This window comes from Methanothermobacter sp. KEPCO 2 (genome assembly GCF_041228365.1).
GTDB lineage: Archaea > Methanobacteriota > Methanobacteria > Methanobacteriales > Methanothermobacteraceae > Methanothermobacter > Methanothermobacter marburgensis.
In genome coordinates this window covers 415,342-432,013 of the sequence record NZ_CP166185.1, presented here as the reverse complement: position 1 = coordinate 432,013, position 16,672 = coordinate 415,342, and the positions used below count along the sequence as shown (strand labels likewise).

General features: G+C 49.8%; 9 protein-coding genes. 7 read left to right on the top strand and 2 right to left on the bottom strand.

Annotation, left to right across the window (positions count from 1 at the left end):
• The first annotated feature begins 155 nt into the window (after positions 1–155).
• From AB9H23_RS02450 to AB9H23_RS02440, 3 genes are all read left to right on the top strand, one after another.
• Positions 156–1,763, top strand: a complete 1,608-nt coding sequence (locus AB9H23_RS02450) for a pseudomurein-binding repeat-containing protein (RefSeq protein ID WP_370005342.1) — start codon at positions 156–158, stop codon at positions 1,761–1,763.
• A gap of 243 nt (positions 1,764–2,006) precedes the next feature.
• Complete coding sequence (locus AB9H23_RS02445) at positions 2,007–3,644, top strand: cation:proton antiporter (protein ID WP_370005340.1); 1,638 nt, start codon at positions 2,007–2,009, stop codon at positions 3,642–3,644.
• 387 nt (positions 3,645–4,031) lie between these two features.
• On the top strand, positions 4,032–6,140 hold the full coding sequence (locus AB9H23_RS02440; protein ID WP_370005339.1) for a pseudomurein-binding repeat-containing protein: 2,109 nt from the start codon (positions 4,032–4,034) through the stop codon (positions 6,138–6,140).
• Between the two features lie 92 nt (positions 6,141–6,232).
• On the opposite strand, the gene AB9H23_RS02435 is transcribed toward AB9H23_RS02440, so the two are convergent.
• Positions 6,233–7,924, bottom strand: a complete 1,692-nt coding sequence (locus AB9H23_RS02435) for a sensor histidine kinase (RefSeq protein ID WP_370005337.1) — start codon at positions 7,922–7,924, stop codon at positions 6,233–6,235.
• Positions 7,925–8,129: 205 nt separating this feature from the next.
• Here AB9H23_RS02435 and AB9H23_RS02430 point away from each other — a divergent pair, with 205 nt between their 5' ends.
• From AB9H23_RS02430 to AB9H23_RS02415, 4 genes are all read left to right on the top strand, one after another.
• On the top strand, positions 8,130–8,267 hold the full coding sequence (locus AB9H23_RS02430; protein ID WP_370005335.1) for a hypothetical protein: 138 nt from the start codon (positions 8,130–8,132) through the stop codon (positions 8,265–8,267).
• A 149-nt stretch (positions 8,268–8,416) separates the two neighbouring features.
• A complete protein-coding gene (locus AB9H23_RS02425; RefSeq protein WP_370005333.1) occupies positions 8,417–9,295 on the top strand; it encodes an alpha/beta hydrolase in 879 nt (292 codons plus the stop codon).
• Between the two features lie 12 nt (positions 9,296–9,307).
• On the top strand, positions 9,308–9,925 hold the full coding sequence (locus AB9H23_RS02420) for a hypothetical protein (RefSeq protein WP_370005331.1): 618 nt from the start codon (positions 9,308–9,310) through the stop codon (positions 9,923–9,925).
• An 11-nt stretch (positions 9,926–9,936) separates the two neighbouring features.
• Complete coding sequence (locus tag AB9H23_RS02415; protein ID WP_370005329.1) at positions 9,937–10,314, top strand: cupin domain-containing protein; 378 nt, start codon at positions 9,937–9,939, stop codon at positions 10,312–10,314.
• A gap of 63 nt (positions 10,315–10,377) precedes the next feature.
• On the opposite strand, the gene AB9H23_RS02410 is transcribed toward AB9H23_RS02415, so the two are convergent.
• Entirely contained in the window at positions 10,378–16,281 is a 5,904-nt protein-coding gene (locus AB9H23_RS02410; protein WP_370005327.1) for a right-handed parallel beta-helix repeat-containing protein, read from the bottom strand.
• Positions 16,282–16,672 lie beyond the last annotated feature (391 nt).

The following is a 16,672-nucleotide window of genomic DNA, read 5'->3' as shown; positions in this document are numbered from 1 at the left end:
CGTATATGTCTGTAAAGGTCGCTGAATTTTATTTTTACTGGAAAGGCGTGAAAACCGTTCAGAATCATATCAAAATCTATAAATAAAATCAGAAAGAAAGATATATCTCTGCAGGATTCCTTCCTGCATCTGGAGGCGATAGTATATCCCGTGGTATGCAACTCCTGTGCGTGCTCTTCGCATGCATGGTGTTACTCAATACCGGAGAGATCTATGCCCAGAACACACAAGGTGAAGAAGCACTGCTTCCTGATAACATGACACCGAAAACCTGCAGTACAGTTATGGAGAAGAACTCCACAGCGGCAGAGATCAGGGGCAGCCTGGAGAATACGAGTAAAACTCCAGCCGCTGCAGCGGGCCCATCAGTCTCACGGGCCGATGTTGAGGACGCTGCAGTCCGTGTCAATGCCTTCATTGCAAAGAACAGGCGTCTACCCCTCACGGTGGAGGTGGGGGATGTGAAGGTGAATCTGGCACAGTTCCTGCAGCTCGAATCACAGTACGTCCTCAACAGGACACCCTCAGTGAACCAGGTACAGGTACCGTCAGAAACATCCGGAACCGTGCTCAAAGGCTCAATTTACCTGAAGGACTACCTTGAAGTTGCAGGCAGAGTGCTCCAGAGTGGAGGCGCGCCTGGATACATCAGCTTCAGGGACCAGAAGATAGGATTCCAATCTCTTGTGTGGCTATTTGCAAGGGCAATTAATTTTAAAGTGACAAATCAACGCCTTCCAAATTACATCAGACTCGACACACTGAATTCTGTAAAGTCATCCACCCCTGCCAGTAACAATTCCGGCAGCAGCGATGCTGCCAGTGGCAACTCAGGGTTCACAAGGGAACAGATACTTTCCGCGGCAAAATCACTGAAGATATACATTGACCAGAATCAGAGCCTACCCGGGTATGTGCAGGTGTCAAACCAGAGGCTTGGTATAGCCCAGTTCCTGCATCTAATGGTTAAATGCCTCAACCAGATAAATCTGGGGAAGAACACCCCTATAACACCGGTTAACGCCGGTGAGGCAGCAAACCCTGCAGGGGATGCTACAGGTACCATAAAAAGGGACGAGTACCTGAAGATCGCATCCGTGGTTCAGGGGTTCATGGAAAGGAACCAGAGAGCCCCAAACTATGCAGGTTCAGGTAAAGGTAGAATCTCGTATGAGAGCCTTGTATACTCAGTTTCAAGGATTCTGAGCTTCTACAGCAACAACAGGAGACTTCCAAATACTGTGACCGTAACGAAGCTGGCGTCCTCACTGAAGAACCGGCCAGAGAACGACCCCTACATGGGCGAGAGTACAGGGAAGTACCTTGCATCATCGGCCAACTGTCCTGTGGATAACGAGAAGATAAGGTCCCTCGCAGCCAGCATTACCAGTGGACTCACATCAACATTTGCAAGGGCATCGGCCATCTTCTGCTGGGTTCGTGACAACGTGAACTACAGCTTCTACTACAACACAAGGTACGGTGCCCTGGGGACACTTCAGAACAGGACAGCCAACTGTGTGGACCATTCACACCTCCTTGTGGCCCTTGCAAGGGCTTCAGGGATCCCTGCAAGGTACGTTCATGGTACCTGTAACTTCACATCAGGGAACACCTACGGTCATGTGTGGGCCCAGCTCCTTGTTGGCGATACATGGTACGCTGCAGATGCAACGAGCTCAAGAAACAGCCTTGGAATTGTAAACAACTGGAACACTTCCAGCGCAGTGATAAAGGGCATATACGCGAGTTTACCATTTTAAGGGTGAAAAACCCTTATTTCTTTTTTTAAAATGGCATTACCACTAAAAAGAAAATCTCTCATCAAAGATGGGTAATTTAAGAACAAAATCCCCGTTTCTCCTTCAATCAAGACTTACAGGTTAAATACTCACTGGTTGAGGATGAGGATGTCCACATGGCCCCCCAACTTTTAATCAGACTTATAGGTTAAATGCACACTATATAGATAAGAGCATTGGATCGTCATAAAACAGGGTGTTATCATGGAGGTTCCACTAATCAGGGAGATAGTCATCATATTCAGCCTTGCGCTGATTGTCCTAATTGTGCTGAACCGGGCTAAACTTCCAACCATACTGGGATTCTTTGTAACAGGGGTCATAGCCGGTCCCTCGGTCCTTGGCCTCATATCCTCTGGCAGCATAGAGAGCCTCGCAGAACTCGGTGTCATACTCCTGCTCTTCACCATTGGACTCGAAATGTCCCCTGAGAGGTTCGGTGAATTCAGAAAGACTGCCCTCATTGGCGGTACACTGCAGATAGGACTCACAGTACTGATAGTGGCATTCCTCACGCTGATACTTGGATTGGACCCTGGAAAGGCGGTATTCATGGGTTTTCTGATCGCCCTGAGCAGTACCGCGGTTGTACTGAAGGTCCTCCAGGACCTCCATGAGACAGAGACACCCCATGGCCAGGCCTCCCTGGCCATCCTCATATTCCAGGATATCGCTGCGGTGCCCATGATACTCACCATACCATTCCTTGCAGGGGCCGGTGGTTCGACACCCCTTCACACCCTGCTCACAGGGGGAGCTGTGCTCACCGGGACCTTCCTCTCTGCCAGGTGGATCGTCCCCAGGCTTTTTGATGTCGTTGCAGCCACAAGGAGCAGGGAGATATTCCTCCTCACCGTGATACTCGTATGTGCATCTGTAACCTGGCTCACAGGGAGTGCAGGGTTATCACCGGCACTGGGCGCCTTCCTTGCAGGCCTCATCGTTGCAAATACAGACTACGCCCACAGGGCCCAGGGGACCATACTGCCATTCCAGGAGGTCTTTCTGAGTTTCTTCTTCGTATCCCTGGGAATGCTCCTTGATGTGGGGTTCTTTATCGGGCATCTGCCCCTCATCATCCTTGCACTCATTGGTGTTATGATGATAAAGCTTGCCCTCAACAGCTTCGTGGGCTTCATCATGGGGTTCTCAGCAAGGGTTGTGGTGCTAACAGGGGTTGTCCTTGCACAGATAGGTGAGTTCTCATTCATACTCTCTGAGTCAGGTCTCAGGTACGGCCTCATGGACCGCTTCACATTCCAGGCCTTCCTGTCGGTTTCACTCATAACCATGGCCCTAACCCCCTTCCTCATATCCCTCTCACCCAGGATCTCAGAGAGGATCATCCAGGCGGATATCCATCCCAGGATAAAGAACGGGAGGAGGTACAGTAAACCTGAGGTCAACCTTGAGGACCACCTTATCATCATTGGTATGGGCATAACCGGGAGGAGGCTTGCAGAGACCTCTGAGGACCACGGCATACCCTACATAGGCATAGACGTTAACCCTGAAACCGTCAAGAGGGCCCGGGATGAGGGCCTCAACGTATACTATGGGGACGGCACCCACGTGGGTGTCCTCAGGCACTTCAATGTCCCGGAAGCCGCAGTTATGGTGGTGGCCATTGCAGACTACCGTTCAACGGTCCACGCGATCCATGAGGCCAGGGCACTGAATGAGAGGATGAAGATAATCGCCCGTATAAGGGGATTTGAGAATACAGAGAATTTATACACTGCAGGGGCAGATGTCGTTGTCTCAGAGAAACGTGAAGCAACAGAGAGGATATCCGGGGAGATATTCAGCTGCTACAGTGGTGTCTGTGAACTTGAGGAGTGAGCGCCCATTTGAAGGTACTCTGATCAATGCCTGGAACCGCTGAAGACGTCACAGTAGCTTCCTGGGGGATTTAAGGACAATTCCCTGGGGACCATGGGTTCATGCACCCGAAAATACGCCCTCTTTAGAGCTCTAAAGTTGAATCGGGGCCTTCATATCTGTCCCCCAGTTAATCACGTCGTGCTCAGACCACACCAGTGCATGACCCGGAAAAAAAGACGTCATAGTGTTTATTTTGATTTGAAAGGCTCTAATATTGTTTTTTTCCTGATTTTAAACCACAATGTTTATATACAATGCAGTTTTTAAGAGTGTATGTGGGGTTTCCGAAACCCCAGTGGAGGCGGTAAAATTTCGGGAAAACTGAATCTACTGATAGCCCTAGTTATGGTGCTATTTCTGGGCTCAAATGGAGCAGGTGCCGTTGAGATACCAGATAACGGGACACTCAATGGGACAGAAACCAGCAATAACCTGACATTAACGGAAGGTGACAACCAGACATCAAATGACACAGGTAACCAGATATCCGCCCAGACAGAGGAAACAGACACCCCCCATGGGGCCATCTGGGTTAAGGCCTACGATATGGGGAGGGTGAACCTCACAGAACTCAAAAAGATGGGTATAAAGGATGTCTTCCTTGAGCAGCTGGCCTTCAATGACGCCAGGTTCAGCAGGAACCTCACCTCGTTCCTCGGCAATGCATCAGAGCAGGGGATACGCGTGAGCGTCTGGGTGATCTGCCTCAAGGATGCCAGTGGAAAATGGGTTGACCCAACCGGAAGATACGCCTACAACGTTACAAAGACAAAAAAGGTCACAGTAAAGGAGCCATACAGGTACTACTACACCGTAACAGTGAAGAAGGCCTACACCAAGTACGTGAAACAGAAGTACAAGGCATGGTACAGGTACAAGGGTAAACTGAAATACACCTGGAAGTACCGCTACGTTAAAAAGACATACTACAGGTACGTTAAGGAGACAAGGTACACCATAAAGTACCGTACAGTTACAAAAACAGTTAAGACCACTGAAACAGTGTACGGCTACAACAGGACCTACGCAGAGAACTTCATAGATAACCTGACAAAGCGCACCCTCTCATACATCAGTGTACCCGGTGTTGGTGGGGTGCACCTGGACTACATCAGATATCAGGGAAACGCCTACCAGGTCCCCAATTCCACAGAAACAATAACTGGAATAGTTAAGAGGATAAGTGAAGCCATAAAATCCGTGCACCCGGACCTGCTCCTATCAGCGGCGGTGATGCCGGAGAAGGCCTCAAACGCCTACTACTATGGACAGGACTACACAAAGCTTGCAGAGTACCTGGACGTCCTGGTGCCCATGGCCTACAGGGGTAACTACAATTCAGGGACATCATGGATACGGAATGTGACGGCCTACATCAAGAGCAAAAGCCTCAACGCCCAGGTCTGGACCGGAATTCAGACCTACAGATCAGAGAATGATGTAACACCACTGCCTGCAGATGAACTCAGGGCCGATATAAACGCGGTTCTGAGTGGTGGTGCAGACGGATACGCCCTCTTCAGGTACGGCCTGATAGACAGGGAGTTTCTGGGTGTAACACCATCCACAAACGCAATGCCCTCTGCCGCCAATTCAGTAACCGCAGAGATGTTAATGGATGCCGCCAGCAGGTTCAAGAGTTTTGTGGAGTCAAACTACAGGCTCCCCAGTTACGTGAGTATAGATGGAGTTCAGATCAAAAACTCTGAGTTCCTCTACCTGCTGGCAGGGTTTCTCACAGGAGCTGACCTGGAAATCAGGTCATTCAGTGAGGGGTCAAACACAACCCTAGTGGCAGCAGGGACAATTCAGAGGGATGGATACCTGAGGATCGCATCGGACGTCTGGAACTACATGTCAGCAAATGGCAGGGCTCCGTCAAGCATATCATCCAGTGCCGGGACTCTGAGCTTCAATACACTGGTTTATCTGCTATCGAAGGTCGTTGCATTTGAAAAGGCAAATGGAAGGCTGCCAGACCATGTGACCATCGACAGTTCAATTTTCAGGGGAAAGTACCTTGCATCATCAGCAAACTGTCCTGTTTACAATCAGGAGATAAGGTCACTTGCAGCGAGCATAACAAAGGGTCTTTCATCTACACTGCAGAAGGCAACAGCCATATTCAACTGGGTGCGTGACCATATAGACTACAGCTTCTACTACAATACAAGGTACGGTGCCACCGGTACGCTGAAAACCAGGACCGGGAACTGCGTGGACATAACACACCTCCTTGTGGCCCTCTCAAGGGCGGCAGGTATACAGGCAAGGTATGTCCATGCCAAGTGCACATTCCTCTCAGGTAACACCTATGGACATGTATGGGCCCAGTTATACGTGAACGGAAAGTGGGTAAACGCAGATGCATCAAGCAACCTGAACTCCCTTGGAGTCATAAAGAACTGGAAGAGTGCAACCATAAAGGGCTACTATGCAGAACTGCCATTCTAAGGAAATCAATTTTTTCTTTTTTTATTTATCAGCTACATATCCTACCAAGACAACTTACCTTATCAGCTACATATCCTACCAAGACAACTACCTCAAATTCTACGAACATACTCAAGTTCCCTGAACTTCAGTGATACAGCTGTGCCGCCATCAGAGATTATCTCAAATTCACCCTCAAGCTGATCAGCCAGGGCCCTCATGAGGGATAAACCCACTGTACCCTCAGGGACCTCACCCATACCCCTACCATTATCCTCAACTGTGAGGTGCATCACATCACCTGGATCAATACTTACACGGATCATGCCCCTACCATCAGGGAATGCATGCCTTATGGAGTTGGTGACGGCCTCATTGATGAACAGGCCCAGGGGTATTGCGGTCTCCAGGTTCAGCCTCACATCTGCATCCACCTCAAAGTCCACCCCGTAGACCGAGTGGGCGCTTATCAGCCTCTCAATCAGCCTGGTTATGAAGTAGGACATGAGAACACCTGAGAAGTCGCCACTGTCATAGAGGGTCTCATGGATGATTGCCATCGCCCTCACCCTGCTCTGGGCGTCCATCAGGACCTGGCGGGTATCCTCGTCTGCATTCATTGCCTGGATGTTCAGGAGGCTTATTATGATCTGGAGGTTGTTCTTGACCCGGTGGTGCACCTCACTGAGGAGGGCGTCCCTCTCCATGAGTGTATCCTCAAGGGACCTCTTGGCCACTATGAGGTCTGTTATGTCTGTGAGCGAAACTATAAACCCTGCATATTCACCGCCCTGAAACCTGGGGACCATCCAGCCTGTATAGTGCCTCCCGTTGATATCCATCCTGTCAATTATCACCGGCCTCCCTTCGCCGCTGTACTCAGGAAGCTCCACCACTCCCAGCCTCTTCATCGACGTGTTCTGGTATATGGTGTTTCCCTCAGCGTCGACCACTGCAACTGCCTCTGCCAGGTTCTCAAGAACGTCCCTGAAGAATCGCTGGGTCCTCCTGAGGTCCCTCCTGTAGGCCTCCCTCTTCATATCAATCCTGTTGAGTTCCATCGCTGCGATTATGACAGAGATTATTATGAGAGACGCCGTCATGCCCATGAGGAAGACTTCACCAAAGCCAGGGAACACGTAATCCCTTATCCTGAGGGTTACAAGGCCCAGAACGGTTATACTGGCTATCATCATGGGCAGTATGAGCCTTACTATGTGGCCCCCAACAAATGATGCGTGGAGGGGCGCCATAACCCCCCTTTCAGGGTAAAGGGCGAGTATGGAGGTTGCTATAAGTATGTGGAGCACCGCAGTGTAGAGTGCCATGAGAAAGTACTCTCCATAGACACCGAGGCCCGCCGCGTAGCCCACAAGGACACAGTAGGAGATCACACCAGCCGGGAAGGTGATGATCTGGGCCGCGCTGAACCTTGAGGTTGAGAAGAGGAGCAGGACAGTGGCGTATATGAGGAAGAGGGCCACTGTTATGATCCTTGAGTTATAACCGTATTCAGCACCCTGAATGTAACCAGAAAGTGTCAGAAGGTAGAATACCAGAAGGAAGGTCCCTGTAAGTATCGCCGGGAGCCTGAAGTCCCTTGATAGGGCTATGAGGGAGGCTGCGAGGGGTATGAAAAGGGCCGCTGTTACCGGCTGGGTGGGTGGGGACCCCAGGACACTGCCCATGAGATGCTGGTTACCGGTTGCCCAGCCTGCAAGTATGAGGGTGGATATCACTATTACCGTTGCGGAAGCAGAAACTGAGATCCTCCTTGCAAAAAGAACAGAATCAGACCACTCCATATTCAACCCCCAAGATTATTATCGCCCACATTATTAATAAAATCTTCGAAGTGAATTATTAATTGAGGTAAGTATTTATTAACATTCAGTGAAAAAGTTATACTTGGGGGTGACTTACCAAATGGGGTAAGTATTTATTAACATTCAGTGAAAAAGTTATATTTAATAGGTTTTCCAATACTATTATGTGGTTGGGGGTTAACATATGAAGCGTTTCCTCTGCCCTCTCTGCAGGGCCAATGTATCATCCGGGCTTCATGGAAGCCACCGGGAACGGTTTTACTATCTTATATGCCCATCATGCGGTGCAAGGGTGTGCCTGAACGATGGAAGGATCCTCTGAGATCTGATAAAGCAGCTGAAAAGTTTCAAGGTCGATTTGGCTTGAGGTCCAGTCCATGAAAAACTGTCATGGGCCAGGAGAACACCATGCTAAAGGGACTCATGCAGTTATTTAATCAATGAGTAACATAAGGTCAACTGGTGAAATCCATGAAAATATGGGCAGGTATCCTCCTCCTTATGGTCCTCATGGTCCCCTCAGGAACAGCCCTCAACAACCCTGTCCTTGATGAACCGGGCTACGGGATGATAACCGAGAGCCACGGTGAGGGAAGCCAGAGGTACTGGATCTTCAAACCATCAAAACCAGGAAGTTACCCTGTGGTGGTATTCATCCATGGCTGGGCCGCCACAGAGCCCCTCTTCTACATGGCCTGGATAAGGCACCTTGTGAGGGAGGGGAACATCGTAATCTACCCCCGCTACCAGAACCTTCTCGATACAACCTCAGATGCCTTCACCGATAACGCCGCATCTGCAGTTGGGGAGGCCCTCAGGAGAGTCAGGAAAGAATGGAACGGTGAACTCTTCCTTGCAGGGCACTCAGCAGGGGGTATAATAGCCCTCAACCTGGCATCCCGGCAGGATATACCTGACCCTGACGGTATCCTGGCTCTGCAGACAGGGGACTCTGAGGGGGGCAGGAAATTCGAGAACCTCAGGGGTATACCCCAGGACACGCTCCTTGTGGTTATGGCCGGTGACAGGGATAATATAACAGGGACTGCGGACTCCTACAGGATAATGAGGTCCACGCCCCAGATACCCGGGGACAGGAAGCTGTTCCTCCTTGTGCGCTCAGACCGCAACCTGGTGGCTGATCACCTGTCACCACTTGCGGTTTCAGATGAATTCGGGGTGCTGGTGGACAACCTGGACTACAGTGGCTACTGGAAGGTCCTGGATATGATGATGGAACTTGCACGTGAAAATAAAACCCTCGCGGATGCCGATACCGGTAGACTCCTTGGTATGGGTAGCTGGGGTGATGGTAGACCAGTCAGGAGGATGGAGATTGTTGAATACTGATGGAGGTTTCCCATGGACAGGAGGATTCTGATAGTTGCAGGTGTTATAGCTGGACTCATAATCGTCACGGTACTGGCGGTTGAGGTATTCGATGAGGCCATATTTGCACAGATACCCTACAGTTACACCTCATACACATCAATCCCGGCAAATAAGCCGGGTGAGGGCTCCCTGGGGGGTTACTACTCAATAAATGGCAGGGGGAGGGACTTCAGGTTCCAGATAGTGCTCCCCGGTGCAGAGAACCTTGACACCCATGAGGTTAACGGTACAAGGATATGCTACAATGAGAGCGGTCTGAGTGGGGTGGGTCACATAGACCACATCGACGTCACCTGGGATGCCCTCTTATCACTCATGAGGGGAGACCTGAAGTCTGCAATGTTCGGAACACCCCTAAGCGGCCACTACAACATGACCTGCGCCGCCTGGAATGGTGGTGGTAACTTCAGGAGCGACGGTACAGACTTCAGGGGTGACTTCAGGATAAACGGTGTTGAGACCTTCTTCGGCGGTAACTTCACCCTGAAACCTGAGGCCGGGCGCATCGTTCTCAGCGCAGACTACATATACTACCCCCAGGGAAAGCCACAGGAGGCCAGGAGGGTTAAGAAGGACTTCTACATGTAATTTGATTGGGGATGGTTCATCTGATTGTTAAGAACCCTGATGGCCGCGAATATGGTAGGGTCCTGGATGGTACCCTGCTCTCTGAGATCCTCCACCCAGAGAATGACCCTGTGGGGATGAACTTCAGCCTCGCCCATGCAATGCTCAGAGAAGGTGAGGCCTCACTTCCCCACCGCCTGAGGGAGTCCGTGGAGGTCTACTACATCCTCGAGGGTGAAGGGGTCATGCACATAGGGGATGAGGTGAGGGGGGTAAGTGAAGGCGACGCCATCTATATCCCTCCGGGCTGTGTGCAGTACATTGAGAATACTGGTGAGGGTTACCTTTCATTCCTGTGCATCGTATCCCCACCCTGGAGGGGTGAGGACGAGGAACTTGTCACTGACTGACAGCACAGCAAAATTTTAAATCCAGAGCACCTTTAATTTTTTGTCCAGATTAAAAAAATGTTTTTAGATTACCACGTAGTGTGGTAACCTTCCGTTTGCACCGTAGAATCCGAGTATCCTGCTGTACATGTATACGAGTCGTGAGTAGGGGACCCTTCCACGGTAGGTCACAGCATAGTTGGGGGCCCTTCCATTCCTGGTTATGAAGTCCCTTATGTTTGCAGCGTACCTCAGGTATGCGCTCATGTACAGTTTGCCTGGCATGTAGATACCCTTGGGTGCGGTGGGGTAGCCCACGGTTCTGGGTGTGACAGGTTTCTTACTGCCGGCACCAAGGTTGATGGCTGTCCTCGCAAGGATGTCAAGGATTCCCGGTGGGGAGTATTTCCTGCCCGCTATTTTGACTGTACCCGGCAGCCTCCTGTATTTGCTGTAGTACCATGTGATGTATTCCGCTGCCCCTACCATCTGGTCAACGGTTATGCCGCCTGATGTTGCCGTTACTGTGGTGGATGGGAGGGTGTCAACGGTGACACTGTAGGTGCCTGCGCTGAGCGCTCTCGTATATGTTACTGTGGTTGATTCGCCTCCATTGAGGTTAACTGTCCTTGAGTCGACCTTCACGCCGTTTATCATGAGGTCAGCTGTGTATGAACCTGCCAGGTCCCCTGTATTCGTGACCCTGACTGTCACGGTGATCATAAGTGGTGCTGGTCCTGATACCGGTGAAACCCTCAGGTTACTTAGCTGGAAGGTCGCCGGTTTAAGGACAGTAACAGCCACAGGAACAAGACCATCAACCGTGACATTGTAGGTGCCCCTTGAGAAGACCCTGGTGAAGGTAACCCTGACTGTCTCACCTGCATTGACGGTCACAGTACTTTGAGAGACCACTGCACCATTGACCATGAGGCTGGCGGTGTAGTCACCTGCAACATCCCCTGTATTTGTGACATCCACGGCCACATTAACATTCAATGGCTCAAGACCCGTCACCGGATCAACCGCCAGGTTATCCAGTACAAAGGTTGCCGGTTTGAGGACAGTAACAGCCACAGGAACAAGACCATCAACACCCACCATGTAGACACCTGGATCTGTGAGGTCCCTGAGGAAGCTCACCTCAGATGATGATGCAGGGTTAAGGGTGATGTCCCTGAAGGCCACAACCACCCCATCGACAGTGAGGTTAACCCTGCATACACCTGCAACCTCCCCTGTATTTGTAACATTCACCGTGACGTTTACCCTGAGGGGTGCCACACCGGTATCAGGTGTCACCTTGAGGTTATCAAGGGTGAAGGTGGCCGGTTTAAGTACCTTGAGTGTGGATGTGTCCTCTGATGGGAGGTGGGTGTCATCACCCGGGAATTCTGCCCTGGTGGCGTATGTACCGGGTGCCCCTGCAGTGGTGGTGAACCTGGCTGTTCCTGTGTTATCTGTGAGGGCTGATCCCAGGAGTACACCCTCAAGGTAGAATCTGATCTCCTTTCCCTCAACTGGTCCTCCCTGTGATGTGAGTGTCGCCACGAGTTCGGCTATCTCACCAGCCACTGCCTGTGCCCCCTGGAGGGTTGTGGTGGTGGGGTACTTCTCTGTGAGGGGCGCGAAGGTGCTGAAGGTGTTGATGTTGTCTGCGTAGACGTACCTCTCGGTGGTGTTCACCCCTGTCTCTGGAAGCTGGTTCCAGTTTCCTGAGTGGCGGAAGACCCGGAGGCCTGTCTCATTTTTACCTGCAACGTCCCCCGGTGTGTAGTGGAACCTCAGGTAGTCAAGGATTGTTGCTCCTGCTGATGATATGTCCACATATTTCGTGATGTTAACCCATCCTGCAGGGTCTGCTGGTGGTGATTCAACTCCCCTCAGGATGATCCCGGCGGTGTACCTGAAGCTCAGGAGTGTGGGGTAGAGTAGGCCCACCCTGAGGCGCGTGAAGGTGTTTGATGTGTCTGGGTCAGCCTGGAGGTCAGGACCCGTGGTGCTGGTGATGGTGTTGTCGATGAATTCAGAGCCGGTTACACCCTGCAGGTACATGCCTCTGCTGCTGGAGGTTAGTGTGTTGTTCTGGATTGTTACAGCGGTACCAGCTGCACGTAACCATAAGCCCCAGTCCGTACTGCTGGATACAGTGTTATCCATCAGGGTTACAACCCCACGAACATCCGCCAGGTAAAGTCCAACACCATTACTACCGGATATCGTCGTGTTTTTCACCGTCAGGTTACCGCCATCAGCAGCGGACATGGTCACGTAGACACCATGACCCCTGGAACCAGTAACAGTCAGGTTATCAAGCACCACATTCCTCAGGGTGTTACCACCATCCAGGAAGACACCATTAAACCTACTGTTAACCACATGGGAGTTGCGGATGGTCAGACCATCAATGAAACCACTCCACCAGCTAGCCCTCCAGATACCATTAGAACCACAATTCACAAACCAGGAATCATCCACAGTCACGTTCCTCAAATTGGAGCCCCAAACAAAATAGAGACCCTCCTGGCCACTGTCAGTAACATTAACACCCACAAGAGTCACATTGGAAGCCGTGCCGTAAATAACAATACTTGCCAGGGTGCAGTTACTGATATTAAGATTTCGCAGGATGAGGTCATCACAGTCAACAGCCACAACACCATAATCAAACTGCCTCACACCATTACCAAACACCAGACCCTCAACAGTCACACCATCAGCATTCTGAAGCTCCAGACAATTACCACCATTATCACGGATAAGCAGAGCCTCAGGGTTCACCACAACATTATTCACACCCCGCAGATACACACCATTACCATTATTCTCTATAGTGTTGTTCTGGATTGTTAAGTTAGGGTTATCAGCCCCCATCACATATAAGCCCCAGAAAGTACTGCCGGTCACAGTATTATCCATGAGGGTCACAATTCCACGGACATTCCCCAGGTAAAGCCCAATACCATCACTACCGGATATCGTCGTGTTCTTCACCGTCAGGTTACCGCCATCAGCAGCGGACATGGACACAAAGACACCATGACCCCTGGAACCAGTAACAGTCAGGTTATCAAGCACCACATTCCTCAGGGTGTTACCACCATCCAGGAAGACACCATGACCCCTATTGTTAACCACATGGGAGTTGCGGATGGTCAGACCATCAAGTAAACCACTCCACCAGCTAGCCCTCAGGATACCCTCACTGCAATTCACAAACCGGGAATCATCCACAGTCACATTCCTCAACGTGGAACCCTCAACCAGGTAAAGACCCTGCTGACCACCACCAGTAACATTAACACCCACAAGAGTCACATTGGAAGCAGTGCCACCAACACGAACACCCTGCAAGGTACAGTTACTGATACTAAGACCCCTCAAGATGAGATCATCACAGTCAACAGCCACAACACCATAATTAAACTGCCTCACACCATTACCAAACACCAGACCCTCAACAGTCACACCATCAGCATTCTGAAGCTCCAGACAATTACCACCATTATCACGGATAAGCAGAGCCTCAGGGTTCACCATGAAATTATTCACACCCCGCAGATACACACCATTACCATTATCCCTTATAGTGTTGTTCTGGATTGTTACAGCGGTACCAGCCGCACGTAACCATAAACCCCAATCCGTACTACCACTAACAGTGTTATCCCTCAGGGTCACAATTCCACGAACATCCGCCAGGTAAAGCCCAATACCATCACTACCGGATATCGTCGTGTTCTTCACCGTCAGGTTACCGCCATCAGCAGCGGACATGGACACAAAGACACCATGACCCCTGGAACCAGTAACAGTCAGGTTATCAAGCACCACATTCCTCAGGGTGTTACCACCATCCAGGAAGACACCATGACCCCTATTGTTAACCACATGGGAGTTGCGGATGGTCAGACCATCAAGTAAACCACTCCACCAGCTAGCCCTCAGGATACCCTCACTGCAATTCACAAACCGGGAATCATCCACAGTCACATTCCTCAACGTGGAACCCTCAACCAGGTAAAGACCCTGCTGACCACCACCAGTAACATTAACACCCACAAGAGTCACATTGGAAGCAGTGCCACCAACACGAACACCCTGCAAGGTACAGTTACTGATACTAAGACCCCTCAAGATGAGATCATCACAGTCAACAGCCACAACACCATAATTAAACTGCCTCACACCATTACCAAACACCAGACCCTCAACAGTCACACCATCAGCATTCTGAAGCTCCAGACAATTACCACCATTATCCTTTATAACACTCTCAGAACCATTGATGGTAACATTATTGATGTTTCGAAGGTAGATACCGCCAGCAGAGTTATTGTAGGCACTGTTTCTCTGGAAGGTTAATTTGGGATTATTCTGGCCTGTTAACCATATTCCCCAGTTAGTATTGTTAGTGAATGTGCTGTTTTCAAGGGTGTTGTTTCCTCTGAGCTCTGCGTATAATCCGCTTCCCCGATTGTTGGTTGAAGTGACATTGACTATTGTGGCATTTTCACTGTTTGTCTCCATGGATATCCTTAAACCATCCATGGAGCAGTCCCTGATGGTGGTGTTATTAACAACCACATTACGCACAAAATAACCATAATAACTGTAAGCCCGCAGGAAAACACCATAACCGGTCGCATTGACCACGGTAACATTCTCAAGCCTCAAAACATCCACACTTGAACTGTAATCCTTCTCAATACCACTGGCACCGGTGGAATCAAAGACAGAATCACGGACAACCAACCCTGAAACACTGGCACCAGCATCAACCATCAAACCCTGCTGGGAAGTCCTGTTCACAGTGACAGCGGAAACAGTCACATTAGATGATGCTCCGCGAATAAGCACACCACGCTGAATACCAAACCCTGTAGCAACCCGGGCAGCAGCATCATCAAAGACCGCACCACGAACAGTCACAAAAGCAACACCCTCAAAAACCACAGGATAACCCGCATTATCAGTCAACTGAGAACCACCCAGAACCACAGGAGCAGACTCAACACCAACACGCCTCAGGTAAACACCATTACGATTACCCACAAAACGGTTACCCCCAGAAAGGACAAACCCACCAACATTATCACCAACAACCCTCAAACCATAATAACCATCAACACCCCCACCAAAACCATTACCAGAAAACACATTATCCTCCACTAAAAGAAGACCCCTACTCTCAAAATACGCACCATGCTGCCTGTTACCACTAAAAGTACTGTTACCCACCGTAACATTCTCACTATTCACCTCCATAACCACCCTCAAACCATCCAATGAACAGTTACGGATAGTGGTGTTATTAACAACCACATTACGCACAAAATAACCATAATAACTGTAAGCCCGCAGGAAAACACCATAACCGGTCGCATTGACCACGGTAACATTCTCAAGCCTCAAAACATCCAGAGTGGAAGCGTAATATTTCTCAATAGCACTGGCACCGGTGGAGTCAAAAACGGAATCACGGACAACCAGACCAGAAACACGAGAACCAGAATAGAGCAGCAATCCCTGATTGTATGTCCTGTTCACAGTGACACCGGAAAGAGTCACATTGGAGGAAACGCCATTAATAACAACACCAAGGCTGGGGCCTGTTATGTTAAGGTTCCTTAGGGTAACATTCTCTGCCCCATCCACGGATACACCCGCAGAGGCTGTTGCACCGACGAGTCTGAATCCCTGGATGGTGGCTCCTGAACCTGTGGATTGAACCCTGAAGACCGGGCTTGATGGATTAAGTGACCCGTTAACGGTTACAAGACCCGCGCCCCTTATGGTGAGGTTGGTCTTGTTTACAGTGACGCTCTCATGGTATGTGTAGGGGTTCCCGCCATCGTCGTGGACGGTTATTGTATCCCCACTCACTGTGGACCCATTATCAATTGCAGCCTGAATCGATGTGAAGTTGTAGCCTCCTCCAGGACCTACAGTCCATTCAGCGGCAGATGAAGATGAAATGGAAACCAAAACAACGAATAACACCAGCAAAAACATCCTAATTGACGGAAACGACTTTGAAATCACCCAAGATCTCCCCCAATGTGCTTGAAAAGGAAGTCGATCACAGAACTAGCGACAAACCCCACAAAAAAGGAAGTCGATCACAGAACTAGCGACAAACCCCCTCTGCACTATTTTATGCACTTTAACAATATATAAAATTTTCGCGGGTAAATGAAAATAGGCCGTATAATCTTCAATTTATTTAAAATGATTTAAAATACTGATTGATAATGTAAAAACTGGTCATATTGTCCAAATCTCGCCCGGTGATCATTAAACATGATGAAATCACAGTTCAGGAGAATAAAGAGAACCAATGAGTATTAGGGATAAAAAATCCAGTAACCATATAATT

Coding starts and splice junctions, on each gene's coding strand:
- AB9H23_RS02420 (WP_370005331.1), top strand. CDS start 9,308: ATGGACAGGAGGATTCTGATAGTTGCAGGTGTTATAGCTGGACTCATA.
- AB9H23_RS02445 (WP_370005340.1), top strand. CDS start 2,007: ATGGAGGTTCCACTAATCAGGGAGATAGTCATCATATTCAGCCTTGCG.
- AB9H23_RS02430 (WP_370005335.1), top strand. CDS start 8,130: ATGAAGCGTTTCCTCTGCCCTCTCTGCAGGGCCAATGTATCATCCGGG.
- AB9H23_RS02435 (WP_370005337.1), bottom strand. CDS start 7,924: ATGGAGTGGTCTGATTCTGTTCTTTTTGCAAGGAGGATCTCAGTTTCT.
- AB9H23_RS02450 (WP_370005342.1), top strand. CDS start 156: ATGCAACTCCTGTGCGTGCTCTTCGCATGCATGGTGTTACTCAATACC.
- AB9H23_RS02415 (WP_370005329.1), top strand. CDS start 9,937: ATGGTTCATCTGATTGTTAAGAACCCTGATGGCCGCGAATATGGTAGG.
- AB9H23_RS02425 (WP_370005333.1), top strand. CDS start 8,417: ATGAAAATATGGGCAGGTATCCTCCTCCTTATGGTCCTCATGGTCCCC.
- AB9H23_RS02440 (WP_370005339.1), top strand. CDS start 4,032: ATGGTGCTATTTCTGGGCTCAAATGGAGCAGGTGCCGTTGAGATACCA.